Origin of the sequence: Streptomyces sp. NBC_01717 (genome assembly GCF_036248255.1) — a bacterium.
Lineage (GTDB): Bacteria > Actinomycetota > Actinomycetes > Streptomycetales > Streptomycetaceae > Streptomyces.
On sequence record NZ_CP109178.1, the window covers coordinates 1,319,360 to 1,346,309 of the forward strand.

Below are 26,950 nucleotides of genomic sequence, written 5' to 3' on the forward strand. Positions count from 1 at the left end.
TTTTGCACACGTCTTCTCCACCGTCGCTCGCAGGAGAAGACTCCGTCTGTTCAGCAGTGCCGACGGGGCACTGCGATAAGGGGGCGCATGCCGATGGTCATCGGCGTCATGGCGGGGCTGGTTCTCGCCGCCATCATTGTGTTGATCGGCCTGTTCAAACTGATGTGGCGAGTGGCCGAGCCGAACGAAGCACTGGTCATCTCGGGCTCCAAGCACAAGACCGAAGGTCTTGGGCAGGGCATGGGGTTCCGTATCGTCACCGGGCACGGCACGCTCGTCCTGCCCGGTGTGCAGGCGGTACGGAAGATGTCTCTCGACCTCAACGAGACGGAACTGTCCGTCGATTGCGTCACGCATCAGGGGATTCCCCTGCGGGTGCGCGGTGTTGTCATCTTCAAGGTGGGCGACGACTTCGTGTCGATCGCCAATGCGGCCCGCCGCTTCCTCGACCAGCAGAAGATGATGGCGGAGCGGGTTCACAACGTGTTCGCGGGTCATCTCCGTTCCATCGTGGGTGGGTTGACCGTCGAGGACATGATCCGGGACCGGGAGAAGCTCACCGGTCAGACCCGGTCGGCGTGCGGCAGCGAGATGGAGAAGCTCGGGCTGATCGTCGATTCGCTGCAGATCCATGAGATCGAGGACCCGACCGGGTACATAAAGAATCTCGCCATGCCGCATGCCGCCGCCGTACAGCGGGATGCCCGGATCGCGCAGGCCGAGGCCAACCGGCGGGCGACCGAAGCGGAGCAGCAGGCCGCCGCCCGGATGTCGGAGGCGACCCGCGACAGCGAGATCCTGCAGGCCGGCTACCAGGCCGAGCGGGACAAGGCCGCGGCCAAGTCGCGGCAGGCAGGTCCGCTCGCCGACGCAGCGGCCCGGCAGGAGGTCGTGGTCCAGGAGACCCGGGTCGCCGAGCTGGAGGCCCAGCGGCGCGAGCAGCAGCTGCAGGTCGACGTACGGAAGCCCGCCGATGCCCAGGCCTACGAGAAGCGCACGCTGGCGGAGGGCGAGCGCGACGCCCGGATCTCGGCCGCCGAGGCTCATGCGAAGGAGACGGAGCTCGCCGCCATCGCCGAGGCCAACCGGGTGAAGACGGCGGCGATCGCCGAGGCCGAGGCGACCAAGGCGCGTGGCGCCGCCGCCGCTTCGGCGACCCGGGCGACCGGTGAGGCGGAGGCAGCAGCGGCGCAGGCCAAGGGGCTCGCGCTGGCCGAGTCGACCCGGGCGAAGGGTCTGGCCGAGGCCGAGGCGATCAAGGCACGGGCCGCGGCCCTGGCCGAGAATCAGGAGGCCGTGGTCGCACAGCAGTTGGCGGAGAAGTGGCCGGAGATCGTCGAGGCCGGCGCAGGCGCCTTCAGCAGCGTCGATCACATGGTGCTGCTGAACGGGGCAGACGGCATGTCGGAGATGTTCGCGAAGGCGCTGACGATGGGTGGTACGGGGCTGGGCCTGGCCCGCCAGCTCCTGTCCACGATGAGCCAGGGCGACGGCCGGAGCAACGGCGGGACGGAGGCTGCACCCCCGGTCAACGGTGTCGCGCCCGCCGTCCCGCCCACGCCGCGCAAGGAGCACATTCCGGTGACAGGTGGTCAGGAGGGCGGCACACCTTCCTGACCGGTCGTGGCCGCTGTGGCCGGTTCCTGTCCGTCAACCACGGGCGAGTACCGGCCACAGCTATGTGCTGTCCCGTCCATGTCCCGTCGAGCGGCACGGCGCGCCCGGTGCCCTTCGCAGCGCATCGGCGTCGTCCATCCCGGTCCGCTGCGTGTCCGGCGGACCCGGCTCCCCGGAATGGGTCGTACACGTTCTACGGTGTCGGGATGACGATCCCTCACCGTTCAGTCGGCACATTCAGCATGATCAGCACCGACGGCTCGGCCGACTTCCCCGGCCGTTCCGGTCCGACAGCCACCGCCGAGGCCGACCCGCACGATGTGGGCCAGGTCCGCACCTCGTACGCCCCCGACCGTGACGGCGATCCCGATCCCGGCGAGATCGTCTGGACCTGGGTGCCGTTCGAGGAGAGCGACGGCCGGGGCAAGGACCGCCCGGTGCTCGTGGTGGCGCGCGAGGCGGCGGGCACGCTGCTCGCCGTGCAACTCTCCAGCAAGCAGCACGACCGGGAGCGTGAGTGGGTGGCCCTCGGCGCCGGGCCGTGGGACAGCTCGGGCCGGCCGTCCTGGGTCGATCTCGACCGGGTGCTGCGGGTGCACGAGGACGGGATGCGCCGCGAGGCGTGCGCGCTGGACCGGGACCGGTTCGATCTGGTCGTCGGGCGGCTGCGGGAGCGCTACGGCTGGAGCTGACCGACGGGGCCGGGCCCACCGGCTGTGGCGGCTGCGGTCGACCTCTCCGGCTCGGCACCGTCACGGCCGGCGCCCATCCCTCCAGCTCGACCTGACCGTTACGGTCGGCGCCTGCCCCGACGTCCCGACGTATCCGTCACGGTAGATGCCCACAACACCGTCCGACGTCGGCCGTCACGGCCGGTGAACACTCCTTCGGCTCAACGTGACCGTTACGGTCGGCCGCCACTCCTCCGGCTCAACGTCACGCTCACGTCTGCGCTTCACGGCCGAACGTCCGGGCGAACGCGTTACGGGTCTCCGCTGTGCGGCTGCGGTCGAGGATGCCGAAGACGATCTGCTCGAAGTGGCCGTCGAACCGGCCCCCGTCGGCGAGCAGCGCCCGGAACGCGCCTGCCACCTGCGCCGGATCGTTCATGAACACGCCGCAGCCCCAGGCCCCGAGCACGAGCCTGCGGTACCCGCGCACGGCGGCGACCTCGAGCACCCGCTCGGCGCGGGACGCGAGCACCGCGGGGATGCGGTGGGCGTCCTCGGGCGTCCGGCTGCGGATGACTCCGGCGTTGGGCGCCGGCGAGGTGAGGAAGCCGACGGTGTACGGGGTGTCCAACAGCTGCCCCCGGTCGTCACGGAACACCGGCACGCCGGGCGAGTGGATCACTCGATCGGTGTAGAAGGCGCTGCGTTCGGCCCGGTGGTGGGCGTAGTAGTCGGGGGCCCGCAGCAGGGTGGCGTACAGCGCGGAACCGCGGCACAGGGCCTCCTCCTGGGCCTGCGCGCCGTTGAGGTAGCCACCCCCGGGGTTACGGGCGGAGGCGTAGTTCAGGACGGCGATCCTGCCGGGCCCTTCGCCGGTCATCCGGCGCGCCGCCTGCAGGCTGCTCTCGCCGGTCACCTCGATGACCGCGGTGCGGTCGGTGTCGAGCGCGGCGACGGGCACCGGGTCGGGACCGTACAGCCGGGTCCCGGAGAGCGCGGCAGCCAGAGTGCGCTCAATACTGATCTCACGCCCCTCGGGCGTGCGGTAGAGCCCGGCTTCGACGATGGACTCGGTCTCTGTCGCGATGGCGCGCAGCCGTGCGCTCATCGGCACTCCCCCGTGTGATGCATAGGGGGCATGATCGACGCTCCTGCGCTCCCTGCGCAACGGGATTATGTGCCGCGCAAGGGCACCCTTGTGCGATCTCCCTGCAAGGGTTTGGGTGGTACGGACGTACCGAAAAAGGAGGCCCCGGCATGTCACCGGACGCACCCGTCGGCCACGGTCCGACCGATTACGACCGCCCTCTCGGTGAGGGCGAGGCGGAGGATTTACTGCGATGCATCTGCTTCAAGACCGGCCCGCCCCGGACGGTCGGTGTCGAGCTCGAATGGCTCATTCACGACCGTGACCGGCCCCGTACGCCGGTCGCCCACGACCGTATCGACGCGGCCGTCGCCGCCGTGGGCGCGCTGCCACTGAGTGCTGCGCTCACGTTCGAACCCGGCGGACAGCTGGAGCTCAGCTCGCAGCCGGCGGACTCCCTGATGGCCTGTATCGAGGCCATGGCCACCGACCTGGCCGCCGTACGTGCCGCGCTCGGCCGGCTGGACCTCGTACCGGTCGGTCTCGGCGTCGATCCGTGGCATCCCCCGCGTCGTCTGCTGCACGAGCCCCGCTACGACGCCCTGGAGGCCTCGCTGGACCGGTCGGGACCGGCGGGTCGCGCCATGATGTGCTCCACCGCGTCCGTCCAGGTCTGTCTGGACGCCGGCGAGGAGGAGCCGGGGCCGCTCGGCTACGGGCGGCGCTGGCAGCTGGTGCATCTGCTGGGTGCGGTGCTGGTGGCGGCGTTCGCCAACTCGCCGTACCGGGAGGGCCGGCCGACGGGATGGCGGTCCACCCGCCAGTCGCTGTGGGCCGACCTCGATCCGGTACGGAGCCTGGCACCGCCGGGCCGTTCCGCCCCGCGCGACGACTGGGCCACGCATGTGCTCGACGCCCCGGTGATGTGCATCCGGAGCGACGAGGCGCCGTGGGCCGTGCCGGTCGGTCTGACCTTCCGGGACTGGATCCGTACGGGTGCGCCGCGGCCGCCGACGCGCGCCGATCTCGACTACCACATGACCACGCTGTTCCCGCCGGCTCGCCCGCGCGGACATCTCGAACTGCGCATGATCGACGCACAGTTCGGTGACGACGGATGGCTCGTGCCGCTCGCCGTCACCACCGCCCTGTTCGACGACCCGGAGGCTGCCGAGACCGTGTACCGCACCGTCAAACCTCTGGCCGAGATAGCAGGCGCGCGGTCCGCTCCGCGCAATCCGCTCTGGGTCGGCGCCGCCCGTGACGGCCTGGCCGACCCGGAACTGCGGGTGACAGCCGCAACCTGCTTCGAAGTGGCGCTGGAGGCTCTGCCCCGACTGGGTGCGTCCGAGGCGGTCCAGCAGGCGGTGGCGGTCTTCCACGACCGTTTCGTCGCCCGGGGCCGATGTCCGGCCGACGATCTGCCCGAACTTCTCGCGATGCCCTCGGTGCATGCGGCGCGCCCGGCGCTCCGTCCGGATGAGGGAAGGAAAGCCCGCTCATGACTGAATCCCGCGCAACCCCGACGCCCGATCTCGATGCGGAGGCGCTCCGGCAGCGCGCTCTCGCGGCGCTCCTCACCGCCCGGGAACGCACCACGCTCCTCACCGACAGCGTCGACGACCGTGAACTGACGGCCCAGCACTCGCCGTTGATGTCGCCCCTGGTCTGGGACCTCGCGCACATCGGCAATCAGGAGGAGTTGTGGCTGCTGCGTGGCGTCGCCGGGCGTGAGGCGATGCGCCCCGAGATCGACGGGCTGTACGACGCCTTCGAGCATCCGCGGGCCAGCCGTCCCTCTCTTCCGCTGCTGCCGCCCGCCGAGGCCCGCTCGTATGCCGCGGAGGTGCGCGGAAGGGCCCTGGACGTCCTGGAGAGCACCGCACTGATCGGTGACCGCCCGCTCGTGGAGGCCGGCTTCGCCTTCGGGATGATCGCCCAGCACGAGCAGCAGCACGACGAAACGATGCTGATCACCCATCAACTGCGATCCGGTCCGGCCGTGCTCACCGCACCGGAGCCGCCGCGGCCCACCGACGCGGCCTCCCTGCCCGCCGAAGTCATGGTTCCCGGTGGCCCGTTCACCATGGGTACGTCGACCGAGCCGTGGGCGCTCGACAACGAGCGTCCCGCCCATGTGCGTGAGGTGCCGGGATTCTTCATCGACACGGCGCCGGTCACCTGCGGCACGTACGAGCGCTTCATCGAGGACGGTGGCTACACCGATCAGCGCTGGTGGGCCCCCGAGGGCTGGGCGATGGTCCGTGAGCACCGGCTGACCGCCCCGCAGTTCTGGCACCGGGACGGAGGCCAGTGGCTGCGCCGCCGTTTCGGGGTGACCGAGCCCGTGCCCGCCGACGAGCCGGTGCTCCATGTCAGCTGGTACGAGGCGGACGCGTATGCCCGCTGGTCGGGGCGCAGGCTTCCCACCGAGGCCGAGTGGGAGAAGGCGGCGCGTCACGACCCGGATTCGGGGCGTTCGCGGCGCTATCCGTGGGGCGACGAGGACCCGTCCCCCGAGCGGGCCAACCTGGGCCAGCGCCATCTGCGGCCCGCACCGGCCGGCGCCTATGCGGCGGGCCGGTCACCGCTCGGAGTGCGGCAGTTGATCGGCGACGTGTGGGAGTGGACGTCGAGCGACTTCCTCCCCTATCCGGGCTTCTCGGCATTCCCCTACCGCGAGTACTCGGAGGTCTTCTTCGGGCCCGCCCACAAGGTGCTGCGCGGCGGCTCGTTCGCCGTGGACACGGTGGCCTGCCGGGGCACGTTCCGGAACTGGGACCTTCCGGTGCGGCGCCAGATCTTCTCCGGATTCCGCACCGCGAGGGATCTCCATACCGCGAAGGATCTCTGATGTGCCGCCATATCGCCTATCTGGGGCCGCCCGTGGCGCTCGGTGAGCTGCTGACCCGGCCGCCCCACGCGTTGGTCCGCCAGTCCTGGGAGCCACGCCGGCAGAAGTACGGAACGGTCAACGCGGACGGCTTCGGCGTGGGCTGGTACGCGGACGGCGACCCGGTCCCGGGACGCTACCGGCGCCAGGGACCCATCTGGGCCGACCAGTCGTTCGACGATCTGGCCAGAGTCGTACGCAGCACTGCGCTGCTCGCCGCCGTCCGGGACGCCACCGAGAGGGACGCGGACGGTGAGGCCGCGGCTGCGCCGTTCGCCGCGGGGCGGCTGCTGTTCAGCCACAACGGCGCGGTGAAGGGCTGGCCCGGATCGCTGGCGCCGCTCGCCGCCACGCTGCCCCCGGCCGAGCTCCTCGCCCTTGCCGCCCGCTGCGACTCGGCCCTGATCTGGGCGCTGGTGCGGCACCGGGTCGCGGATGGCGACGACGTGCCCCAGGCGGTCGCCGACACGGTGCGCGAGGTCGCGGAGGCGGCGCCCGGCTCACGGCTCAATCTGCTGCTCACCGACGGTACGACGATCGTGGCGACGGCCTGGGGCGACACCCTGTGGTATCTGGCCGAGCCGGGCCACCGAACGGTGGTGGCCTCGGAACCCTACGACGACGATCCGCACTGGCGCGAGGTCCCCGACCGCACTCTGCTGGTGGCGACCCGCGCCGACGTTCTGCTCACCCCGCTCAAGGAGCCCACCGAGTGAGTCCCTTTCTGCTGACCCGCACCCTGCCGGTGGACGCGACGGACGCGGCGCTGCGCGCCGATGTGCTGCACGGTCTGACCAGGCACCCGAAGACGCTGCCGCCCAAGTGGTTCTACGACGCGCACGGCAGCGAGCTGTTCGAGGAGATCACCCGGCTCCCCGAGTACTACCCGACCCGCGCCGAGCGGGAGATCCTGGTCGCCCGCGCGCCGGAGATCGCCGCGGCGTCCGGGGCGAAGACCCTGATCGAGCTGGGTTCCGGCTCGTCGGAGAAGACCCGGCATCTGCTCGACGCACTGCCCGGACTCCACAGCTACGTGCCGGTGGATGTGAGCGAGAGCGCGCTGCGAGGCGCGGCCGAGGCGCTGCTCGTGGAACGGCCGGACCTCTCGGTCCACGCCCTGATCGCCGACTTCACGGGCGAGCTCGTGCTGCCCGACACGCCGGGACCGCGACTCGTCGCGTTTCTGGGCGGCACGATCGGCAACCTGCTGCCGGACGAGCGGGCGGTGTTCCTGAAGTCCGTGAGGTCGCTGCTCTCGCCTGGCGACGCGCTGCTGCTCGGCACGGATCTGGTGAAGGACGAGGAGGTGCTGGTCGCGGCGTACGACGATGCGGCCGGAGTGACGGCGGCGTTCAACAAGAACGTACTGACCGTCGTCGACCGGGAGCTGGGCGCGGACTTCGACCCGGCCGACTTCGACCATGTGGCGCTGTGGGACCGGCGGCAGGAGTGGATCGAGATGCGCCTGCGGGCCCGCAGAGCGCTGACGGTGAAGATCCCCGGACTGGATCTGGTGGTTCCGTTCGAGGCCGGCGAGGGCCTTCGCACGGAGGTGTCGGCGAAGTTCCGCAAGGAGGGGATCCGTGGCGAGCTCGCCACGGCGGGGCTGAGGCTGACTCAGTGGTGGACGGATTCCGCGGACCGCTTCGCACTGTCGCTGGCCACGGCGGTCTGAGCGGCACGGGCGAGCGCACGGCGGCCGGGCATCGTGCCCGCGGGGATCGGCGGCAGGACGTGGATCTCTGCGGTCAGTCCGGCCGCCGTGACCACGCGCCACAGTGAGGCGGTGAGCGGATCGTCCCCGACGAAGGCGGCGGCGCCGGCCGCCGGCTCGTCCGGCCGCGCGGTGCGGTAGGTGATACGTACCGGGCGGACATCGACGTGCGCGTCGAGCGCGGCCTGGAACGCGGCGGGCCGGAACCGGCCGCCGGTTCCGCGACCGCACCAGGTGCTGCCTTCGGGGAAGACCACCACCCGGGAACCGCCGCGCAGCGCCCCCGCGATGTCGCGCACGGTCGTGGGCAGAGCCCGCAGCCGGTCGCGGTCGACGAACAGCGTGCCGCCGAGGGCGGCGAGCGTGCCGAGCACCGGCCAGCGCCGGATCTCGCTCTTGGCGAGCATCCGGCCCGGGATCACGGCGGCGACGAGCGGTATGTCCAGCCACGAGATGTGGTTCGCGACAACGAGTGCGCCGGCGCGCGCCTCTCCGGCCGACGGCTGCGGCCGGCCGATCACCCGTACCCGTACGCCGAACGCACGCACCACCCCGTACGCCCACCACCGGATCAACCGGTCCCGCGGGGCCTGGCCGAGCAGCAGCACGGCCGGGAAGCACACCACGCCCACGAGGACGAAGGTGCATCCCGCGACCAGCAGGGCCGAGGCCAGGAGCCGGCCGCGCACGGGGCCGGTGTGACCGGCGCAGGTGTGCGGGGTGCAGGGTGCCGTGGGCAGCCAGACGCTCATGTCAGCGGAGCGAGTGACAGGAAGTGGCGCAGATAGCGCGGGTCGGTGCGGCGCAGCGACAGCAGTACGTAGAGGTCGGCGACGTTGAAGTCCGGGTCGTGCGCGGGCGCACCGCAGACCCAGGCGCCGAGCCGCAGGTAGCCGCGGAGCAGCGGCGGGAGGGCGGCGAGCCCGGTGCGCGATGTGGTACCACCGGCAGCACCCACGGCTCCGGTGGGGCGGGTGGCGACGGTGGGCTGCCAGAGGCGGTGCGGGGTGACCCAGTACTCCTCGGGGGCCAGGTACTTCGTCCGTACCGTGTCCCAGGAGTCGGCGGCCAGCACACCGCCGTCTGCCAGGGGAATCGAGCAGCAGCCGGCCAGCCAGTTGTGCCCGCTGCGCTCCATGTAGCGGGCGAGGCCCGCCCAGATGAGGGCGATGACGGCGCCGTCCCGGTGGGCCGGGTGGACGCAGGAGCGGCCGACCTCGATCAGGTCGTCGCGGATCGGGCCGAGCCGGCCGAGATCGAATTCGCTCTCCGCGTAGAGACGGCCGGCGATCCGGGCCCGCTCGGGCGGCAGGAGCCGGTACGTGGCGATGACGTCGCCGCTCGCCGCCTCCCGTACCAGCAGGTGGTCGCAGTACGCGTCGAAGGCGTCGCTGTCCAGGCCGGGTTCGGGGCCGTCGAGCCGGGCGCCGAGTTCACCGGCGAAGACCTGGTGACGCAGCCGCTGTGCGGCGCGCACGTCTTCCTGGCTGACGGCGAGGGAGACCCGGTAGAGCGGCGGGGCCGGGCGGTCGGACGGGACCGGGGCCTCGGACAGCGCCGGGGTGGACGGCGTCGGGGTGGGCTGCTGCGGTACGGAGGGGGTGGTGAGCGGTCCGGCGACGAGTGGTGGGGTGGGCAGCGCGTTCATGACGGTCTCCGGGGACGGATCGGCAAGGGCGGCTGCCGGGCTGCCGCACTGCTGCGACGGCCCGGCCCCTTACTTCTTCCGTGACCGGCTGGATTCGACGTGACCGCTGTGGAGAGCCTGGATGTGCGACGGCTGAATCCCGAGGTGTCGGGCGGCGGACCGGGCAGCTGCCGTACACGGATCGAGCTGCCCCTCAGCTGCCCGCGAGCTCGGCGGTGATCCGTTCCGAAGCGGATTTGGCCTCTTCCAGCGGGTCGCCGCCCTGCAGGACAGCCGTCATGTACGGCTTGATCGGGTTTTCGGCCTCGACCGCCGCCCACTGGGGCGAGCTGGGGGTGGCACGCCCACGCCTGGCGCCCTCGGCCATGGCGGCGGTGCCCTCCTGGCCCTCGATGACATGGGCGAGGGTCGGCTTGTTCGGTACGTAGCTCATCGTCCTGGCGAGGTCCTGCTGCCACTTCTCGCCCGCGAGCGCCTTGACCACGTCTATACCGGCGGTGCGCTCGGCCGCCTTGTCCGGAACGATCAGATCGGAGCCGCCGGTGAATACGGAGCCGGGGTTCTTCGCGGTCTTGCCGGGGATCGGGAAGTATCCGAGTTTCCCCTTCAGTTCGGGGTTCTTCTGCTCGATGAGCTTTGCGCTGCCCGGCACGGAGATGATCTGCGCGACATCGCCCTTGGCGAACACGTCTGTCTGCGGGGGCTTTTCCTCGTCGGCGTCCTTGGGGCCGTTGCCGTACGACTGGAGTTCCTTGTAGAAGGCCATGCCCTTGAGCGCGGCGGGAGTGTCCAGGGCGCCCTCCCATTCGCCGCCGTTGTCGTTGGCCAGGTCGCCGCCCTCGTCCCAGATGAACCCGGCGAGTACGTACCAGTTCTGGCCCGCGAGATACATGCCCTGGTTGCCCTCCCGATTGAGCGACCGGCTGTCCTCGATCCACTCCTGCCGGGTCTTCGGCGGATTCTTGATGCCTGCCTGCTCGAAGAGGTCCTTGTTGTAGATCACCACACGGTTGGCCGCGTACCACGGGATGCCGTACTGAATGCCCTCGATGCTGCCCGGCTCGGCGAGACCGGGCAGCCAGTCGTCGCTGCCGAGGTCACGCATCGATTCGAGAGTGAGGTCGCGCAGACCGCCGCTCTCCGCGTACTGGGCGATCTGGGTGTTTCCGACTTCGATGACGTCAGGGGTGTCCTCGCCCTTGAGGGCCGCGGTGACCTTGGGGCCGATTCCACTCCAGCTCTGAATCTTGAACTCCAGTTCGATGGAGGGGTGTTCGTCCTCGTACGACTTCGTGAAGCGGTCCAGGAAATCGGCGGAAACGCTGTCCTTCATCAGCCAGATCGTGACCTTCTTGTCGCCGGACCCACCCGAGCCTGGGAGATAGCCGCAGCCACCCAGTACAACGGTGGACACGAGCGCGACGGCGCCGATGAGTACGCGGTTCTTCACAGGGGTCACCTTCTGCGAAACAGCACGACTGATACAGGACCCGATGTGGGGGGACTGCGGGCGGTGCTCGCACGGGTGTGGCTGGATTTTGGTATGGACCATTCAATTGGTCAAGGCCAGTTCACGACACGTTCCCCACCCCGACCCCTCGCGCACCAGGGCCGGATGGGGCACCGTGGTAAGGACGAAAGGAGACACACGATGTCAAGCCACACCTATCGGGTCACCGAAATCGTAGGAACCTCCCACGAAGGGGTCGATGACGCCATCCGCAGGGGCGTCGCAAGGGCTTCGGAAACATTGCACAATCTCGACTGGTTCGAGATCACCCAGGTGCGCGGGCAGATCGTGGATGGCCGAATCGAGCACTACCAGGTAGGCCTGAAGGTGGGCTTCCGGCTCGACGGGACCAGCTGAGCCGGCGCAACGCGCACAGCCGAGCCGGCGCGACGTGACAGCCGAGCCGACTCGACGGCGTCACGTACGCCCTTCGCGCTCCTGCGCGTCCCGCATCGAAGGCGAGGTCACCGCCCAGCGGGCCCGCACCACGGCGAACCCGGCCTGCTCGGCCGCGTCACAGACCAGCTCGTCGTCATCGACCAGCATCCGCACGTCACGCTCCCGGCCCAGCCGCTTCAGGATCTCCAGCTTGGTGTGGCGGGCCGGCCGGCGGTCGTCGTTGCGGCGCATGTACACCCGCCCCTCGGGCAGGCCCTGTTCCGCCAGCCAGGCCACGGTGTCGCGGCGGCAGCGCTCGGGCCGTCCGGTGAGATACCTGATCTCGCACTCCTCGGCGCTGCTCAGCACCAGCCGCACGCCCTCGTCGAGCGGCGGATCGTCGACGGCGGCGGCGAAGAAGCCGCCCCAGTCACGCCGGGCTCCTTCCAGGAAATGCTGCCGGTGGCCGCTGTCCGCGAGCGTGCCGTCCAGGTCGAATACGGCCAGCGGCCGGGCGTCGTCCATCACGCCTCCAGTGTCCTGGGCGACAAACAACGCGTCCACACCTCCGGGCTCCCGGGTCGCTTCGCACGGCCTGCGGGAGGCCTCCTCTCGGGCCCGGCCACCATCGACGCCTAGGATCGTGCTGTTTGCCTCAGGTGTCAGCCCTGTCCCGATCCGTACGGAGTCCCGCGCGCATGCCCACCCCCCACGATCGGTACGTTCGGGTGCGCGGCGCCCGTGAGCACAATCTGCAGGACGTCCAGGTCGACATCCCGCGCGACACCCTCACCGTCTTCACGGGCGTCTCCGGCTCAGGGAAGTCCTCGCTCGCCTTCGGGACGATCTACGCCGAGGCTCAGCGCCGCTACTTCGAGTCCGTCGCCCCGTACGCCCGCCGGCTGATCCACCAGGTCGGCGCGCCCCAGGTCGGCGCGATCACCGGGCTGCCGCCCGCCATCTCCCTGGAGCAACGCCGGACCGCGCCCGGCGCCCGGTCCTCCGTGGGCACGGTCACCACGCTGTCCAACTCGCTGCGGATGCTGTTCTCGCGCGCCGGGGAGTATCCTGCCGGCGCCGAGCGGCTGGACTCCGACGCGTTCTCGCCGAACACCGCCGCCGGGGCCTGCCCCGAGTGCCACGGGCTGGGCCTGATCCACCGCACCACGGAGGAACTGCTCGTCCCCGACCCGTCGCTGTCGATCCGCGACGGTGCGATCGCGGCCTGGCCGGGCGCCTGGCAGGGCAAGAACCTGCGCGATGTGCTGGACACGCTGGGATACGACATCGGCCGGCCGTGGCGCGAGCTGGACGCGAACGACCGGGAATGGATCCTCTTCACCGACGAGCAGCCGGTGGTGACGGTCCATCCGGTGCGTGACGCGGGCCGGATCCAGCGCCCCTACCAGGGCACGTACATGAGCGCGCGGCGCTATGTGATGCACACCTTCGCCGACTCCAAGAGCCGCACCCTGCGGGCCAAGGCCGAGCGCTTCCTGACCGGTGTCCCCTGCCCGGTCTGCGGCGGCAGCCGGCTGCGCCCGGAGGCGATGGCCGTCACCTTTGCGGGCCGTACGATCGCCGAGCTGGCCGCCCTTCCCCTCGCGGATCTCGCCGAGGTGCTGTCGGCCGCGGGCGGCGACGACACCGCGCGGGTGCTGACGGCGGATCTGCTGGCCCGGATCGAGACGGTGACCGAGCTCGGTCTCGGCTATCTCGGCCTCGACCGTACGGCTCCGACGCTGTCCTCCGGCGAGCTGCAGCGACTGCGGCTCGCCACCCAGCTGCGGTCGGGGCTGTTCGGGGTCGTCTATGTGCTGGACGAGCCGTCGGCCGGTCTGCACCCGGCGGACACCGAGTCGCTGCTCGCGGTCCTCGGGCGGCTGAAGGAGGCCGGGAACTCGGTCTTCGTCGTGGAGCACCAGATGGATGTGGTGCGGCAGGCGGACTGGCTGGTCGATGTGGGGCCACTGGCCGGCGAGCACGGGGGCAGGGTGCTGCACAGCGGGCCCCCGGCCGGGCTCGCGGACGTGCGGGAGTCGGCGACGCGACGGTTCCTCTTCGACCGGGGTCCGGTGCCGGTGCGGGAGCCGCGTACGCCCTCCGGGTGGCTGAGGCTGATCGGTGTCGAGCGGCACAATGTGCGCGGAGTCGACGCCGCGTTCCCGCTCGGGGTGTTCACGGCGGTCACCGGTGTCTCCGGCTCGGGTAAATCGACCCTGGTCGGCCAGGTGCTCGCCGGGGCCCTCGCCGACCGGCAGGCTTCCACCACCGCCGATCTCCCGGCCGAACGGCCCGTGCCGGGGTGCGCATCGGCGCGGGGGCTGGAGGCGGTGGACCGACTCGTCCAGGTCGACCAGCGGCCGATCGGCCGTACCCCGCGCTCCAACCTGGCCACGTACACCGGTCTTTTCGATGTCGTGAGGAAGCTGTTCACCGCGACCGACATGGCGCGCGAACGCGGCTACCGGGCGGGGCGGTTCTCGTTCAATGTGGCGGGTGGGCGGTGCGAGACCTGCCAGGGCGAGGGGTTCGTCTCCGTCGAGCTGCTCTTCCTGCCGAGTACGTATGCGCCCTGCCCGGACTGTCACGGTGCGCGGTACAACCCGCAGACGCTGGAGGTGACTCTGCGCGGGCTGAACATTGCGCAGGTGCTGGACCTGACGGTGGAGTCGGCAGCCGGGTTCTTCGCGGGGACGCCCGCCGCGGAGCGCAGTCTGCGGACGCTGCTCGATGTCGGGCTCGGCTATCTGCGGCTGGGGCAGCCGGCGACGGAGCTGTCCGGTGGTGAGGCGCAGCGGATCAAGCTGGCCACCGAGCTGCAGCGCACCCGTCGCGGGCACACCCTGTATCTGCTCGACGAGCCGACCACGGGTCTGCACCCGGCCGATGTCGAGGTGCTGATGCGGCAGTTGCACGGGCTGGTCGACGGGGGCAGCACGGTGGTGGTCGTGGAGCACGACATGGCGGTCGTCGCGGGCGCCGACTGGGTGATCGACCTCGGTCCGGGCGGCGGGGACCGGGGCGGCCGGATCGTCGCCACGGGACCGCCGACGGAGGTGGCCGGTGCGGCGGACAGCCGGACGGCACCGTACCTGTCGGCGGCGCTGCGACCGGGCTGAGCCTGCGCCCTCCGGTCCCGGGAGCGGACGGCTCCCGGGACCGGGAACGACAAAGAGGCTCCAAGGGCTGGGGCAGCCCCTGAGGGCTGTCCCGTGATCCCTGGCGGGCGCGCGACGACAGCTACGGGCACCTCGCCGCGTTGTCGGAACGCCCGAATACGCCCAGTACGAGGACGCCCCTTCGCCTTGCGATGCACCGCATCCGACGCCGCGCGCCGATCCACCAGGGATTACGGGACAGCGCTCAGCGGTGCACCTTGCGGGTCGCTCGCAGCCACTCCTTGTTCATGGCCGAGATCGACGGCAGCGGGATGCCCTTCGGGCAGGCCGTGGCGCACTCCCCGGTGAGCGTGCAGCCGCCGAACCCCTCGCTGTCCATCTGGTCGACCATGTCGAGCACTCGTGTCTCGCGCTCGGGGGCGCCCTGTGGCAGGACGTTGAGGTGGTTGATCTTCGCCGAGGTGAAGAGCATCGCCGAACCGTTGGGGCAGGCCGCTACGCAGGCACCGCAGCCGATGCACTCGGCGTGCTCGAACGCGAAGTCGGCGTCGGGCTTGGGAACAGGGGTGGCGTGGGCGTCGGGGGCGGTACCGGTCGGGGCGGAGATGTAGCCGCCCGCCTGGATGATCCGGTCGAAGGCCGAGCGGTCCACGACCAGGTCCTTGACCACCGGGAAGGCCGAGGCGCGCCACGGTTCGATGTCGATCGTGTCGCCGTCCTGGAAGGACCGCATGTGGAGCTGGCAGGTGGTCGTGCGTTCCGGGCCGTGGGCGTCGCCGTTGATGACGAGGCTGCAGGCGCCGCAGATGCCTTCCCGGCAGTCGTGGTCGAAGGCGACGGGGTCGTCGCCGGTGAGGATGAGCTCCTCGTTGAGGGTGTCGAGCATTTCCAGGAACGACATGTCCTGCGAGATGCCGTCCACCTGGTAGGTGGACATGGCGCCGGGGGCGTCGGCGTTCTTCTGGCGCCAGACGCGCAGGGTGAGCTTCATGCGTAGCTCCGCTGAGTGGGGTGGACGTACTCGAAGACGAGGTCTTCCTTGTGCAGGACGGGGGCTTCGCCGGTGGCACTGAACTCCCACGCGGCGGCGTACGAGAACTCCTCGTCCCGGCGGGCGGCTTCGCCGTCCGGGGTCTGCGACTCCTCGCGGAAGTGGCCTCCGCAGGACTCGGCGCGGTGCAGGGCGTCGAGGCACATGAGCTCGGCGAGCTCCAGGTAGTCGACGATGCGGTTGGCCTTCTCCAGGGACTGGTTGAACTCGTCACCGGTGCCGGGGACCTTGATACGACGCCAGAACTCCTCGCGGATCTGCGGGATCCGGTCGAGTGCCTTGCGCAGCCCCGTCTCGGTTCGGGCCATGCCGCAGTACTCCCACATGAGTTCGCCGATCTCCCGGTGGAAGGAGTCGGGAGTGCGGTCGCCGTCGACGGCGAGCAGCAGGTTCAGCCGGTCCTCGGTCTCCGCGAGGGCCTCTTCCACGGCCGGGTGCGAGGCGTCGACCTCGTCGTGGTGCGGGTTGCGGGCCAGGTAGTCGTTGATGGTCGACGGCAGGACGAAGTAGCCGTCGGCGAGCCCCTGCATCAGCGCCGAGGCGCCGAGCCGGTTGGCCCCGTGGTCGGAGAAGTTGGCCTCACCGATCGCGAACAGACCGGGGATCGTGGTCTGCAGGTCGTAGTCGACCCAGAGTCCGCCCATCGTGTAGTGCACGGCGGGGTAGATCCGCATCGGGGTCTCGTACGGGTTCTCCGCGGTGATCCGCGCGTACATGTCGAAGAGGTTGCCGTACTTCTCCTCCACCTTGGCCTTGCCCATCCGCTGGATGGCCTCCGCGAAGTCGAGGTAGACGCCCTGGCCGCCGGGGCCGACGCCGCGGCCCTCGTCGCAGACGTTCTTCGCGGCGCGCGAGGCGATGTCACGCGGTACGAGGTTGCCGAAGGCCGGGTAGATGCGCTCCAGGTAGTAGTCGCGCTCGTCCTCCGGGATCTCGTTCGCCGTCCGGTTGTCGCCCTTGGCCTTCGGGACCCAGATCCTGCCGTCGTTGCGCAGCGACTCGCTCATCAGCGTCAACTTGGACTGGTGGTCGCCGGTGCGCGGAATGCAGGTGGGGTGGATCTGGGTGAAGCACGGGTTGGCGAAGTACGCGCCGCGCCGGTGGGCACGCCAGATGGCGGTGGCGTTGGAGTTCATGGCGTTCGTCGACAGGTAGAAGACGTTCCCGTAGCCGCCGCTGGCCAGCACGACCGCGTCGGCGAAGTACGTGTCGATCTTCCCGGTGACCAGGTCGCGGGCCACGATGCCGCGGGCCTTGCCATCGACGATGATCAGGTCGAGCATCTCGGTCCGGGCGTGCAGCTCGACGTTGCCCGCGGCGATCTGCCGCGACAGCGCCTGGTAGGCGCCGAGGAGGAGCTGCTGCCCGGTCTGGCCGCGGGCGTAGAACGTACGGGAGACCTGGACGCCGCCGAAGGAGCGGTTGTCGAGCAGACCGCCGTACTCGCGGGCGAAGGGAACGCCCTGGGCGACGCACTGGTCGATGATCTCGACGGAGATCTGGGCGAGCCGGTGGACGTTGGACTCGCGGGCGCGGAAGTCGCCGCCCTTGACCGTGTCGTAGAAGAGCCGGTGGATCGAATCGCCGTCGTTGCGGTAGTTCTTCGCAGCGTTGATACCGCCTTGCGCGGCGACGGAGTGGGCGCGGCGGGGCGAGTCCTGGAAGCAGAACTGGACGACGTGGTAGCCCTGTTCGGCCAGCGTCGCCCCGGCCGAGCCGCCGGCCAGGCCGGTGCCGACGACGATGACGGTGTGCTTGCGCCGGTTGGCCGGGTTGACGAGCTTGGCCTCGAAGCGGCGGGTGTCCCAGCGTTCGGCGACGGGGCCCTCGGGGCCCTTGGTGTCGACGACGGGTGCACCGGTCTCGTAGTGCGAGTAGTCGGTCATGTCAGCTCACGACTCCGGTCATGACGGCGACGGGTACGGAGATGAAGCCCAGCGTCAGCACCAGTGCGAGGGCGTTGGCGATGGTCTTGAGAACACGGTCGCGGGTCGCTCTGCCCGCGCCGAGGGTCTGTGCGGCGCTCCAGAAGCCGTGCTGGACATGGAGTCCGAGGGCGAGCATGGCGACGATGTAGATGACGTTGCCGTACCAGGTGGAGAAGGTGTCGATGACGTTCTGGTACGGATGCCCGGACTGGAAGCCGCCGGAGTGCACGGTGCCCGTGGTCAGGTCGAGGAGGTGCCAGACGATGAACAGGGCGAGGATGATCCCGCCCCAGCGCATGGTGCGGGTGGCATAGCTCGCGCGGGGCCTCTTGTGGACGTACTTGCTGGGGCGCGCCCTGAGGTCGCGACGGCTCAGCTGGTACGCGGAGGTGGCGTGCAGCACGACGGCCGCGACGAGCACCACCCGGACGATCCACAGGGCCCACTCGTAGTGCAGGAAGGGCTCGCCCAAGGTCCGCAGCCAGTGGGCGTAGTGGTTGAACTCACCGGACCCGAAGAAGATCTTCAGGTTGCCCACCATGTGAACGACCAAGTAGAGGAGCATGATCAGGCCGCTCACGGCCATGATCGCCTTCTTGCCGACGGACGAGTCCCAGAGCGTGCGCGTCATGGACGGCCGTCGGTCCGTCCGGGTTGCCAATGCCATGGACACGACGCTAGGACGGAAGGGCCTCATCAGTCCAAGACATGGTATGGCTCATATCCATAGGCGCGGGCTATCGTGGGGTTTATGCTGCGTGTATGCACTTCCAGCAGCTCACGTATTTCGTGGCCGTCGCCGAGGCGCGGCATTTCACCCGCGCCGCGGAGGAGGTGCATGTCTCCCAGCCGTCGCTCTCCCAGCAGATCAGGGCCCTGGAGAACGAGCTGGGGGCGGAACTGTTCAGTCGGGCCCGCGGCAACATCACGCTCACCGACGCGGGCGAGGCGCTACTGCCGCTCGCCCGCCGGATCCTGGCGGACGCCGACACCGCCCGCCACGAGGTGCAGGAGCTGGCCCAGCTGCGCCGGGGCCGGGTCAGGCTCGGCGCGACACCCAGCGTCTGCACAGGGCTGCTGCCCGACGTGCTGCGCGCCTTCCACGACCGGCATCCGGGGATCCAGCTGCTGCTGGAGGAGGGCGGCTCGCACGACCTCGTACGGGAGCTGGCGCGAGGCGCGCTCGATCTCGCACTTGTGGTGCTGCCGCTACCTGCCGCGTCTCCGGCGCTCACCACGGTGGAGCTGCTCCAGGAGGACCTGGTGGTGGTGTCGGCGACGGAGGCTCCGCGGCCCGGGAAGGGCGGGAGCGTACGGATCGCGCATCTGGAGGGCGAGCCGCTGGTGATGTTCCGGCACGGCTACGACCTGCGGGAACTGACGGTGGCTGCCTGCCGGGCGGAGGGCTTCGAGCCGTCGTTCACGGTGGAGGGCGGCGAGATGGACGCGGTGCTCGGGTTCGTACGGGCGGGGCTCGGGGTGGCAGTGGTGCCGAGCATGGTGGCGACGCGGGCGGGGAGCGATCTGCGGACGACACCGTTGGCCCCGCCGGGGTTGCGGCGCACCATCGCGCTCGCGCACCGCAGTGACGTGGCGCCGCCACGGGCGGCGCGGGAGCTGCAGAAGGTACTGCTGGCCAGCCGGACGGGGTGATCGAGCCCGTCCGGCGGCCGGGGACGGAACCGGTGGCCCGTCCCCCCGTTCAGACCGCGTCGGCCAGCAGCAGCGAGTGGATCCGGTCCGGCGCACCGGGCCGCGCGTAGTACCACCCCTGCGCCGTGTCGCAGCCAAGCTTCCGCAGCTGCTCCGCCTGGGCGCCCGTCTCCACACCCTCCACCGTCACTGCCAGGTCCAGGCTGTGCGCCAGCGACACGATCCCCTCGACGATCTTCAGGTCGACCGGGTCCGCCGGATGCTGCTGCATGCCCCGGGTGAAGGAACGATCCAGCTTGAGCACGCTCACCGGCAGCCGACGCAGATTCGCCAGGTTCGAGTACCCCGTGCCGAAGTCGTCGAGCGCTATGTCGACGCCCATTTCGGCCAGTTGACGCAGCGGCTTCAGCAGATCGTCGTCCGCACCGATGAGCGCGGACTCGGTGACCTCCAGGCAGAGCGCCCTCGGCTCCAGCCCCGAACGCTCCAGGACATCGACCGTCTCGGCAACCAGCTGCGGGTGGTGCAGCTGGGTCGGCGACAGGTTGACGTTGATCCGCAGCGGGCCGCCGTCACTGTGCCGCTCCTGCCAGAAGTTGGCCTGCCGTACGGACTCCTCCAGCACCCAGCGCCCGAGCGGCACGATCAGCCCGGTGTGCTCGGCGAGCGGGATGAACCGGTCCGGGCCGAGCACGCCGTGCTGCGGGTGGCACCAGCGCACCAGGGCCTCCGCACCGTGCACCGTACCGTCGCCGAGATGCACGAGCGGCTGGTACTCGATGAAGAACTCACCGCGTTCCAGGGCGGCGGGCAGTGCGGTGGTCAGCCCGTGCCGGGTGATGGCGCGGGCGTCCGCCTCGGCGTCGGCGAGTTCGAAGCGGTTGCCGCCAGCCGACTTGGCCCGGTACATCGTGATGTCGGCGCTGCGCAGCACTTCGGCGGCGGTGCGTTCGCCCGCCGGTCCTTCGACGACGCCGATGGAGCCACGCACCGTCAGTTCGCGGCCGTCGAGCCGGATCGGGGTGGCGAGTACGCCGAGGATCCGGCCGGCCAGTTCATCGACCTCCTCCTCGGTGCCGGGGCCGGTGGTCAGCGCCACGAACTCGTCGCCTCCGAGCCGCGCCACCATTTCGCCGGGCGCGGTCGCACAGCTCTGCAGCCGGTCGGCCACCTCGACGAGCAGCCGGTCCCCTGCCGCGTGGCCCAGGCTGTCGTTGATCGCCTTGAAACCGTCGAGGTCGAGGTAGCAGAGCCCGAAGCGGCTGCCGTCGTCGGCGGACAGCGCCTTCTCCAGCCGCTCGAAGAACAGCGTCCGGTTGGGCAGGCCGGTGAGCGCGTCGTGGGTGGCCTCGTAGCGCAGCCGCAGATTGAGCAGCCGGCGCTCCGTAGTGTCCTCCATCAGTGCCAGCTGATACTCCGGCCGCCCCTCGGAGTCGCGGAGCAGCGACACCGTGAGGTTGGTCCACAGCACGGTTCCGTCGTTGCGGTAGAACGGCTTCTCGACCCGGTAGTGCTCGCGTTCGCCGCGTACCAGCTCCTCGTAGTACTTCCACACGTACGGCGAGTCCTCGGGGTGGACCCATTCGTTGACCTTGTGGCTGCGGACATGGTGGTCGAGCCCGCCGAACATCCGGGTCAGGGTGTCGTTGACCTCCAGCACGTTGCCTTCCAGGTCGGCGATGCCGATGCCGACGGCGGCGTCCTTGAAGACGGCGCGGAAGCGAGCCTCCGTGGCGTGCAGGGCCTGTTCGGCGTGGGAGCGGGCGGTCAGCGCCGAGCGGGCAATCGCCTCCTGCTCGGCGAGGGTCCGTTCGCGCAGCGCCTGGGTGAAGCCGCCCGCGAGGGCGTGCTGCATCCGGGCGCAGCGGGCCCGGCTGTCCTCGGTCGACAGCGCCACCGGGCCGTTGCCGCCGCAGTAGAGCACCAGGTACGAGTCGACGACGCCGAGCGTGGAGCTGAGGGCCTCCGGATCCGTGCAGTGCGCGTCGACGAGCGCGGCCCCCACCTTGTTCGCGGGCGCCGCGTCGAAGGGCCGGGCGTGCAGGATGTCACTCAGTCTGCGGGCCAGCGGCAGCAGGTGCTGCTCGAACTCCGGACGGGTCATGGAGGTGGCCGTCGACGGGAAGGTCGCCCGGCTCCAGATCGTCGCGAATCTTCGGAGCCGGTCCTCGGGACCGTCGGGCTCCGCGTCCGGTGCGTCGGACGCCTGGGCGGGAATGCTCACGCCTTGCGTCCCACTCCGGCGAAGCCCGAGAACGCATACGGGTCTTCCTGCTCCTGCGCCGCGGAGGTGTCGGGGCGCCACTCCGGCATCGCCACGAGACCGGGCTCGACCATCTCGTAACCGTCGAAGAACCTGGCGATCTCGTCGCGCGACCGCATGATCAGCGGGTTACGGATGTTCCGGTAGACGCCGACCGCACCCCCCGCCTCCTCCTGGGTGAGCGGAATGCCCTCGTACGAGGCGTGGGTGATGATGACGAGGCTGCCGGGTGCGAGCCCCTCGCGCAGTTCGGCGAGGGCCGTCTGCGGGTCGTCGGCGTCCTCGATGAAGTGGAGGACGGCTACGAGCATCAGCGCCACCGGACGGTCCATGTCGAGGAGTTCGGTGATCTCGCGGCTCTTCAGGATCTCCTGCGGGCTCCGCAGATCGGCGGTGACGATCACCGCCCGGTCGTTGCCCTCGAGTACGGCCTGGCTGTGCGCGACCGCAACGGGGTCGTGGTCGACGTACGCGACTCGCGCCTCGGGGTCGGCCGCCTGGGCGATTTCGTGGACATTGCCGAAGGTCGGTATGCCGGAACCTATGTCCAGGAACTGGGTGATGCCCTCACTCACCGCATGACGCACGGCCCTGCGCATAAAGGCGCGATTGGCTTGCATGATCTTGGGAAGTCCCGGCATGAACTCCATGGCCTTGCGGGCCGCTTCCCGGTCCACCTCGAAATTGTGCGATCCGCCCAGATAGAAGTCATACATGCGTGACACGCTCGGCACCGATATGTCAATGCCCTGCGGTGCCCAGGCGGGACGCTCCATCGATGTCTCCAACAAGTCGCCACGGTGATCCGGCCATGTTCATGGTCAGTGTGGACCAGAGGCTACTGATCGACCGCCAGGAGAGCGAGCGGAAACGGAAATTAGCGGTCCGTTATTGGTCACACACCAGTGGCATGTGCAACCGGCCCGTCGCTAAGTGTGACATTCAGCGACGGGCCGGTCCGGAACGGCTGTTGTGAGGTTACTTCGGGGCGCCGACGAGCTTTGCGTCGGGCGACACCGCGTACCATGTGCCCCCGACACCTTGTCCGTTGGTGTCCCCGGGCTTCGTGTCACCGGAGAACGTATAGATGGGCCAGCAGTCGATGGACTGCTGCTTGAGTCCGTCGGGCCGATTGAAGGTGACAAATCCCTTGGTGGTAACACCCGAGACATCATTCTTGGCCAATGGGGCGACAACCGGCCACTTCGAGAGGCAAGCCCCGGTGCAGGCCGACTTCATCGGCCAGGCGCTGTCCTTCTTGAACCGGTAGACCGTCATGCCGCGCTTGTCGACAACGATGTTCCCGAGTTCCGGGTCCTTGCGCACCGAAAGTCCCGCGAGATCAGCCTGCTCGCCACCGGCCGGCCCGTCGGCGTTCACCGCAGCTTTCTTGCCGTCGGGAGCGGAGGCGAACCAGGTGCCTCCCACCCCCTGCCCATTGGCGTCGCCGGGCTTGGCGTCCTTCGCATACCGGTACATCGGCCATCCCGCAATGGTGAGTTGCTGGGTGCCGTCCGCGCGGGTGACCTTGCCGATCAGTGCGTCATCGGTACCGGCGGCGGCCGTGACATTGCCCGCTGGGACGACCGGCCAGATCTTCGCGCAGTCACCTTCGCAATTCGACTTCGGCGGACTCGCGGTGTCCTTGTCGAAGCGGTAGAGCGTGAATCCCTCGCTGTCCGTCAGCACCTTGCCGAGCTTCTTGCTGTCCCACACCGCGAGCTGTCCGGCCTGCTTCGACTTGGCGGACTGCGCCCCGGAATCGGAGCCGTAGCCGGTGTCGGAGCCGTAGCCGCTGTCCGTGTCGTAGCCGCTGCCCGCCTGCCCGGCCGGGCTCGCGTTGCCCACGTTCTGCCCGTTGGGGGACTCGGTGCCCTTGTCCTGACCGCACGCCGTCGTCAGCGCCAACAGGGCCGCCGCGGTCACCGCGAGCGAGGCGTTCCGCCAGGTGTTCATGTCAACTCCCGTAATTCTTCCGCCAGTTGCGACGCAAGTCCGCGTCGTTCATGGCCCTAGGTACGGGCAGCGGGTGCTTCTTTGTTCAACGCGTCCGCAGAATTTTCCCGAGCCGCAAACCCCCAGCGCCCCAGGTCCGCTCCATCAGGGGAATCCTGGCCGCGGTCCGCGTGTGGTCCTACCAGCCGGAACATGCTCCCCGTCGTGTACGGATCACTCGTGGGGCGGCTCACCGCAGCCCTCGCACTCATCTGGCTCCTGGCCGCCCCGGTGCCCGCGGCGGCCGACAACTGCTCGTACGCCTCGATCGGGGACGGCGGCGGGAACGCGGCGGTCGCCACGACAGGCGACGGGCACTGCGAGGCGGGCCCAGCGCCCAAGCCGACTCCCCGGCCCGAGCCACCACCCCCGCCACCGCCACCACCCCCTCCTCCCCCACCTCCACCGCCTCCACCGCCACCGCCACCGCCCGCACCGGATCCGGAGCCCGCGCCGCCACCTCCGCCGCCCCCTCCCTCCGCACGCCCCACGCCGCCCCCACCCAGGCCGGTGGCGCTCCCCGACTACCGCAGGCCGCCGCGCAAGGTCCCGCAGCGCGGCCCCTCCCTGGTCACTCTCACCCTGCTGATCACCGCCCCCGCGGTGTTCGCCGTCGCCGTGCTACGTCCCCGCTCCCGATGACCCACGGAGAAGCCCATGTCGGAATGGCTTGTTCTCACCCTCGCCATGGCCGCGGCCTGCGCCGTCGTGTTGACCATCGCCGTCCTCAACAACCGCCGGATCGCGGAGGACGACGACCCGTCAGAGACCCCTGACGTCATCGAGTACATGACGATGATGATCGGCGTGGTGTACGCGATCGTGCTCGGCCTCGCCATCGCGGGCGTCTGGGAGGGCCGCAGCGCCGCCCAGGAGTACGTACGCCAGGAGGCCCAGGCCCTGCACGAGGTGAACGTCCGCTCCTCGGTCTACCCGGCCGAGGTGCGCGCCCGGATCCGCGCCGACGTCGACGCGTACGTCAGCTATGTCGTCCACGACGAGTGGCAGGCCATGAGCGAGCACGGAGATCTCACCGATCGGGGCGCGGAACTCCTCGGCCGGGTACGTGCCGATGTCACCGAATACCGGCCGAAGACCGACCATGAGGGGCAGGCCTATCAGCCACTGGTCGACCAGGTCGCCGCGGCCGACGACGCACGCAGCGCCCGCGGGCAGAGCGCCGGCGCCACCATGCCGGGCGTCGTCTGGTTCGGTCTGATCACCGGGGCGCTGGTGACCGTCGGACTGATCTTCACCCTGCAGATCCGCAGAACGTTCCGAGAGCTGCTGCTGGCCGGGCTGTTCAGCGTGCTCATCGCCTTCCTGCTCTTCCTGATCTGGGACTTCGACTCCCCGTTCGGCCGCGGCATTTCCGCCACCGCGGCGCCGTTCCTCGACCTGTTCCCCAACGCGGGGGGCGGGCCGTCGTCCTGACGGCATGGCGGTGCGCCGCCCGAGGGACACCCGTGCCCCATTCGCCGGACCCCGATCGCGCATGATATGCGGCACTTCTAGCGTTTCTCCCATCGAGGTGCATATCTGACGCTTTGTGGGAAATCGTTCCGCAGCTGCTCCTCGGGGACTCGGAGGAATCATCATGCGCCCCATAGGTGTCGCACCCGTCGCCCTGCTGGGCGCCACCGCTCTCGCTCTGACCGCTCCGGCCGCGACCGCGCATGCCGCGATGTCCAAGGAGGCGCCCAGCGCGACCCGACCCATCGTCGCCCCGTCGGTGGTCGCGCCGGGAGGCCAGGTCACCCTGGCCGCCCGGGGGTGCTCAAAAGCAGCGACGGCCAGTTCGGGCGTCTTCGACAGCATCACCATTCCCAGCGGGGGCACCGCCGCGGCCACGGTCGACTGGGATGCCAAACCTGGCGCTGCCTATGAAGTGACGTTCATCTGCAATACGTCCCCTACGTCCACGGCGAAGATCCGCCTCACGATCTCCGCCGGCAATCCCACACCCACCGGGTCCACGACGATCGCGCCGCGCAGCGTGCAGGGTGGCCTCGGCGGCATCGGCCGGATGAGTTCCGCGGAGGTGGTCGGCGGTACCGCACTCGCGGTGGTCGCAACCACCGGCACCCTCTTCGTGGTGCGCCGGCGGAAGGAGAGCCGCCACCACTGAACGGCGCGAGCCGACGGTGGAACGCGCGTCGCCCCGGGTCCTGATCCAGGACCCGGGGCGACGCGCACATCGGACCGATGATCCGACACATCCCGTCGGCATTCACTGATCTGACGGGACCACATGTAATGGATGGACAGAATCGTCACCCGGTCCCGGCTCCGATGAGGACGGCCTCTCGGCCGGCCACCCATTCGCTCTTCCCTGATCGCCGCCCGGGCGCCGCGCGCCTAGTGTTCCCAGCATCGTCGCGACGAAGGGAGAACCGTGACTCCTCCCCCTCGTAAACGAGGCGGCTTCTCACCTGACCCCACGGGGTCTCATGACGGCCAAGCCCTGACCGCTGCCGAAGCAGGATCGCAGGCTACTACGCAGCTTCGCGGCTCCGAATCTCAAGATGCGTTTCCCGCCCGGCCTGAAGGCCGGAATTCCCACCCGAGATCAGGGATGGGCCGGGACCACTGGCACGTCGAGCGGACCAGATACTCGCCCTGGGGTGCGCTCGCCCTGGTACTGCTCACCGGCCTCGCCCTGGTGCGGAACGGTCCGGACCCCTCGCCGGCCCCGCCCCAGCCGGTCGCCGTCGCCTCGGCCCACCGCCATCAGGACGCCGCCGGTGCGCCTCCGGCGGTCGTCACGGTGCTGCCGCTGGCCTACGCCCCCGCCGCGCGCGCGGTCATCCCCGCGATCCGGGTCGATGCGCCGCTCGTCGATGTGGACCTGGAGCCGGACGGCTCGCTCGGGACACCCCCTCCGGAGGATCCTCAGCTCGCCGGGTGGTACCGCGACGGTGTCGCACCGGGTCAGCTGGGCACGTCGGTTCTCGTCGGCCATGTCGACACCATGGCGGGACCTGCCGTGTTCCACGACCTCGGTTCGCTGAGGGAGGGCAACCGGATCGAGGTGCCAAGGGACGATGACCGGGTCGCGGTGTTCGAGGTCTACCGGGTCGAGGTGCTCTCCACAGACGACTTCCCCGGCGACCGGGTGTACCGCGACACCGGCAGGGCGGAGCTGCGGCTCATCACCCACGGCGGCTGCACGACAGCCGACGGCCACGACGCCGGTGTCGTCGTCTTCGCCCGCCTGGTCGCGACCCTCTGATCCGGGGCGGACCAATCGCAGCCGCGCGCTCAGCCGCGGTGCGGCACCGTGATCCGGCAGCCGTCGTCGGGAGCGGCATCCTTCGCTCCGGGGCGCTTTGCACCCAATGGAGGGAGTGCGCCCGAGGTAACCGGCGACTCCGGACCCGGCAGTGGGGCAGCCCGGGTCAAGGGTGGCGGCGGGAGCGG

The 26,950-nt window shown here is 70.1% G+C and carries 24 protein-coding genes; 13 read left to right on the top strand and 11 right to left on the bottom strand.

The genetic code is table 11. The annotated features are described in order from the left end of the window. The first annotated feature begins 87 nt into the window (after positions 1–87). Positions 88–1,617 carry a flotillin family protein gene (locus OHB49_RS06190; RefSeq protein WP_030980391.1) on the top strand — a complete coding sequence of 510 codons (1,530 nt, stop codon included), beginning with the start codon at positions 88–90 and terminating at the stop codon, positions 1,615–1,617. 206 nt (positions 1,618–1,823) lie between these two features. Beyond that, positions 1,824–2,309: a type II toxin-antitoxin system PemK/MazF family toxin gene (locus OHB49_RS06195; RefSeq protein ID WP_052190215.1), complete on the top strand. Its 486-nt coding sequence runs from the start codon at positions 1,824–1,826 to the stop codon at positions 2,307–2,309. 250 nt (positions 2,310–2,559) lie between these two features. On the opposite strand, the gene OHB49_RS06200 is transcribed toward OHB49_RS06195, so the two are convergent. Continuing rightward, positions 2,560–3,396: a TIGR02452 family protein gene (locus OHB49_RS06200; protein ID WP_329158570.1), complete on the bottom strand. Its 837-nt coding sequence runs from the start codon at positions 3,394–3,396 to the stop codon at positions 2,560–2,562. Positions 3,397–3,545: 149 nt separating this feature from the next. On the opposite strand from OHB49_RS06200, the gene egtA reads away from it, so the two are divergent. Genes egtA through egtD form a run of 4 tightly spaced genes read left to right on the top strand, consistent with a single transcriptional unit; the run spans position 3,546 to position 7,943 of the window. After that, positions 3,546–4,880 carry an ergothioneine biosynthesis glutamate--cysteine ligase EgtA gene (gene egtA, locus OHB49_RS06205; RefSeq protein WP_329158571.1) on the top strand — a complete coding sequence of 445 codons (1,335 nt, stop codon included), beginning with the start codon at positions 3,546–3,548 and terminating at the stop codon, positions 4,878–4,880. Continuing rightward, positions 4,877–6,229 (top strand): ergothioneine biosynthesis protein EgtB, encoded by a 1,353-nt coding sequence (egtB, locus tag OHB49_RS06210; protein WP_329158572.1) that lies wholly within the window; start codon positions 4,877–4,879, stop codon positions 6,227–6,229. Before egtA ends, egtB begins: the two co-directional genes overlap by 4 nt. Further along, on the top strand, positions 6,229–6,984 hold the full coding sequence (gene egtC / locus OHB49_RS06215; RefSeq protein ID WP_030980396.1) for an ergothioneine biosynthesis protein EgtC: 756 nt from the start codon (positions 6,229–6,231) through the stop codon (positions 6,982–6,984). The genes egtB and egtC overlap by 1 nt, the downstream gene beginning before the upstream one ends. Beyond that, positions 6,981–7,943 (top strand): L-histidine N(alpha)-methyltransferase, encoded by a 963-nt coding sequence (gene egtD / locus OHB49_RS06220; RefSeq protein ID WP_030980397.1) that lies wholly within the window; start codon positions 6,981–6,983, stop codon positions 7,941–7,943. Before egtC ends, egtD begins: the two co-directional genes overlap by 4 nt. Here the strand turns inward: egtD and OHB49_RS06225 are convergent. The 3 genes from OHB49_RS06225 to OHB49_RS06235 form a co-directional block, all read right to left on the bottom strand. Next, the gene (locus tag OHB49_RS06225; protein ID WP_329158574.1) at positions 7,886–8,734 is read right to left on the bottom strand and encodes a lysophospholipid acyltransferase family protein; all 849 of its coding nucleotides are present in this window, start codon (positions 8,732–8,734) and stop codon (positions 7,886–7,888) included. The two genes, egtD and OHB49_RS06225, sit on opposite strands and share 58 nt — an antisense overlap. After that, a complete protein-coding gene (locus OHB49_RS06230) occupies positions 8,731–9,630 on the bottom strand; it encodes a GNAT family N-acetyltransferase (RefSeq protein WP_329158576.1) in 900 nt (299 codons plus the stop codon). Before OHB49_RS06230 ends, OHB49_RS06225 begins: the two co-directional genes overlap by 4 nt. A gap of 193 nt (positions 9,631–9,823) precedes the next feature. Next, entirely contained in the window at positions 9,824–11,080 is a 1,257-nt protein-coding gene (locus OHB49_RS06235; protein ID WP_329158578.1) for an extracellular solute-binding protein, read from the bottom strand. Positions 11,081–11,281: 201 nt separating this feature from the next. On the opposite strand from OHB49_RS06235, the gene OHB49_RS06240 reads away from it, so the two are divergent. Beyond that, positions 11,282–11,497: a dodecin gene (locus OHB49_RS06240; protein ID WP_030980401.1), complete on the top strand. Its 216-nt coding sequence runs from the start codon at positions 11,282–11,284 to the stop codon at positions 11,495–11,497. Between the two features lie 60 nt (positions 11,498–11,557). On the opposite strand, the gene OHB49_RS06245 is transcribed toward OHB49_RS06240, so the two are convergent. After that, positions 11,558–12,046, bottom strand: coding sequence for a phosphatase domain-containing protein (locus tag OHB49_RS06245; RefSeq protein WP_030980402.1), 489 nt, complete (start codon positions 12,044–12,046; stop codon positions 11,558–11,560). A 170-nt stretch (positions 12,047–12,216) separates the two neighbouring features. Between OHB49_RS06245 and OHB49_RS06250 the strand changes: the two genes are divergently transcribed. After that, entirely contained in the window at positions 12,217–14,640 is a 2,424-nt protein-coding gene (locus tag OHB49_RS06250) for an excinuclease ABC subunit UvrA (protein ID WP_329158580.1), read from the top strand. A gap of 244 nt (positions 14,641–14,884) precedes the next feature. Here the strand turns inward: OHB49_RS06250 and OHB49_RS06255 are convergent, their stop codons facing one another. Genes OHB49_RS06255 through OHB49_RS06265 form a run of 3 tightly spaced genes read right to left on the bottom strand, consistent with a single transcriptional unit; the run spans position 14,885 to position 18,286 of the window. Beyond that, positions 14,885–15,631: a succinate dehydrogenase/fumarate reductase iron-sulfur subunit gene (locus tag OHB49_RS06255; RefSeq protein ID WP_030980404.1), complete on the bottom strand. Its 747-nt coding sequence runs from the start codon at positions 15,629–15,631 to the stop codon at positions 14,885–14,887. Next, a complete protein-coding gene (locus tag OHB49_RS06260) occupies positions 15,628–17,577 on the bottom strand; it encodes a fumarate reductase/succinate dehydrogenase flavoprotein subunit (protein WP_329158582.1) in 1,950 nt (649 codons plus the stop codon). Before OHB49_RS06260 ends, OHB49_RS06255 begins: the two co-directional genes overlap by 4 nt. A 1-nt stretch (position 17,578) precedes the next feature. Continuing rightward, entirely contained in the window at positions 17,579–18,286 is a 708-nt protein-coding gene (locus OHB49_RS06265; RefSeq protein WP_078853139.1) for a succinate dehydrogenase, read from the bottom strand. A gap of 95 nt (positions 18,287–18,381) precedes the next feature. Between OHB49_RS06265 and OHB49_RS06270 the strand changes: the two genes are divergently transcribed. Continuing rightward, complete coding sequence (locus OHB49_RS06270; protein ID WP_030980407.1) at positions 18,382–19,272, top strand: LysR family transcriptional regulator; 891 nt, start codon at positions 18,382–18,384, stop codon at positions 19,270–19,272. A 49-nt stretch (positions 19,273–19,321) separates the two neighbouring features. Here OHB49_RS06270 and OHB49_RS06275 read toward each other — a convergent pair whose 3' ends face one another. From OHB49_RS06275 to OHB49_RS06285, 3 genes are all read right to left on the bottom strand, one after another. Continuing rightward, a complete protein-coding gene (locus tag OHB49_RS06275) occupies positions 19,322–21,496 on the bottom strand; it encodes a putative bifunctional diguanylate cyclase/phosphodiesterase (RefSeq protein WP_030980408.1) in 2,175 nt (724 codons plus the stop codon). Beyond that, a complete protein-coding gene (locus tag OHB49_RS06280) occupies positions 21,493–22,311 on the bottom strand; it encodes an SAM-dependent methyltransferase (protein ID WP_329166380.1) in 819 nt (272 codons plus the stop codon). Before OHB49_RS06280 ends, OHB49_RS06275 begins: the two co-directional genes overlap by 4 nt. A 202-nt stretch (positions 22,312–22,513) precedes the next feature. Then, complete coding sequence (locus OHB49_RS06285; RefSeq protein ID WP_313940437.1) at positions 22,514–23,491, bottom strand: SCO0930 family lipoprotein; 978 nt, start codon at positions 23,489–23,491, stop codon at positions 22,514–22,516. Positions 23,492–23,695: 204 nt separating this feature from the next. Here OHB49_RS06285 and OHB49_RS06290 point away from each other — a divergent pair, with 204 nt between their 5' ends. The 4 genes from OHB49_RS06290 to OHB49_RS06305 all read left to right on the top strand — a co-directional run bounded on the left by OHB49_RS06290 (position 23,696) and on the right by OHB49_RS06305 (position 26,762). Next, positions 23,696–24,172 carry a hypothetical protein gene (locus OHB49_RS06290; protein WP_329166828.1) on the top strand — a complete coding sequence of 159 codons (477 nt, stop codon included), beginning with the start codon at positions 23,696–23,698 and terminating at the stop codon, positions 24,170–24,172. A 15-nt stretch (positions 24,173–24,187) separates the two neighbouring features. After that, the gene (locus OHB49_RS06295; RefSeq protein ID WP_030973728.1) at positions 24,188–24,964 is read left to right on the top strand and encodes a bestrophin-like domain; all 777 of its coding nucleotides are present in this window, start codon (positions 24,188–24,190) and stop codon (positions 24,962–24,964) included. A gap of 163 nt (positions 24,965–25,127) precedes the next feature. Beyond that, a complete protein-coding gene (locus OHB49_RS06300) occupies positions 25,128–25,658 on the top strand; it encodes a hypothetical protein (protein ID WP_030973726.1) in 531 nt (176 codons plus the stop codon). 447 nt (positions 25,659–26,105) lie between these two features. Next, positions 26,106–26,762 (top strand): class F sortase, encoded by a 657-nt coding sequence (locus OHB49_RS06305; RefSeq protein WP_329158588.1) that lies wholly within the window; start codon positions 26,106–26,108, stop codon positions 26,760–26,762. Positions 26,763–26,950: the final 188 nt, after the last annotated feature.

What these genes read in the sequence shown, in the direction of transcription:
- OHB49_RS06190 (WP_030980391.1), top strand. Translation starts at nt 88, where the DNA reads ATGCCGATGGTCATCGGCGTCATGGCGGGGCTGGTTCTCGCCGCCATC.
- OHB49_RS06195 (WP_052190215.1), top strand. Translation starts at nt 1,824, where the DNA reads ATGACGATCCCTCACCGTTCAGTCGGCACATTCAGCATGATCAGCACC.
- OHB49_RS06200 (WP_329158570.1), bottom strand. Translation starts at nt 3,396, where the DNA reads ATGAGCGCACGGCTGCGCGCCATCGCGACAGAGACCGAGTCCATCGTC.
- egtA (WP_329158571.1), top strand. Translation starts at nt 3,546, where the DNA reads ATGTCACCGGACGCACCCGTCGGCCACGGTCCGACCGATTACGACCGC.
- egtB (WP_329158572.1), top strand. Translation starts at nt 4,877, where the DNA reads ATGACTGAATCCCGCGCAACCCCGACGCCCGATCTCGATGCGGAGGCG.
- egtC (WP_030980396.1), top strand. Translation starts at nt 6,229, where the DNA reads ATGTGCCGCCATATCGCCTATCTGGGGCCGCCCGTGGCGCTCGGTGAG.
- OHB49_RS06225 (WP_329158574.1), bottom strand. Translation starts at nt 8,734, where the DNA reads ATGAGCGTCTGGCTGCCCACGGCACCCTGCACCCCGCACACCTGCGCC.
- OHB49_RS06230 (WP_329158576.1), bottom strand. Translation starts at nt 9,630, where the DNA reads ATGAACGCGCTGCCCACCCCACCACTCGTCGCCGGACCGCTCACCACC.
- OHB49_RS06240 (WP_030980401.1), top strand. Translation starts at nt 11,282, where the DNA reads ATGTCAAGCCACACCTATCGGGTCACCGAAATCGTAGGAACCTCCCAC.
- OHB49_RS06250 (WP_329158580.1), top strand. Translation starts at nt 12,217, where the DNA reads ATGCCCACCCCCCACGATCGGTACGTTCGGGTGCGCGGCGCCCGTGAG.
- OHB49_RS06255 (WP_030980404.1), bottom strand. Translation starts at nt 15,631, where the DNA reads ATGAAGCTCACCCTGCGCGTCTGGCGCCAGAAGAACGCCGACGCCCCC.
- OHB49_RS06260 (WP_329158582.1), bottom strand. Translation starts at nt 17,577, where the DNA reads ATGACCGACTACTCGCACTACGAGACCGGTGCACCCGTCGTCGACACC.
- OHB49_RS06265 (WP_078853139.1), bottom strand. Translation starts at nt 18,286, where the DNA reads ATGGCATTGGCAACCCGGACGGACCGACGGCCGTCCATGACGCGCACG.
- OHB49_RS06270 (WP_030980407.1), top strand. Translation starts at nt 18,382, where the DNA reads ATGCACTTCCAGCAGCTCACGTATTTCGTGGCCGTCGCCGAGGCGCGG.
- OHB49_RS06280 (WP_329166380.1), bottom strand. Translation starts at nt 22,311, where the DNA reads ATGGAGCGTCCCGCCTGGGCACCGCAGGGCATTGACATATCGGTGCCG.
- OHB49_RS06285 (WP_313940437.1), bottom strand. Translation starts at nt 23,491, where the DNA reads ATGAACACCTGGCGGAACGCCTCGCTCGCGGTGACCGCGGCGGCCCTG.
- OHB49_RS06295 (WP_030973728.1), top strand. Translation starts at nt 24,188, where the DNA reads ATGTCGGAATGGCTTGTTCTCACCCTCGCCATGGCCGCGGCCTGCGCC.
- OHB49_RS06300 (WP_030973726.1), top strand. Translation starts at nt 25,128, where the DNA reads ATGCGCCCCATAGGTGTCGCACCCGTCGCCCTGCTGGGCGCCACCGCT.
- OHB49_RS06305 (WP_329158588.1), top strand. Translation starts at nt 26,106, where the DNA reads ATGGGCCGGGACCACTGGCACGTCGAGCGGACCAGATACTCGCCCTGG.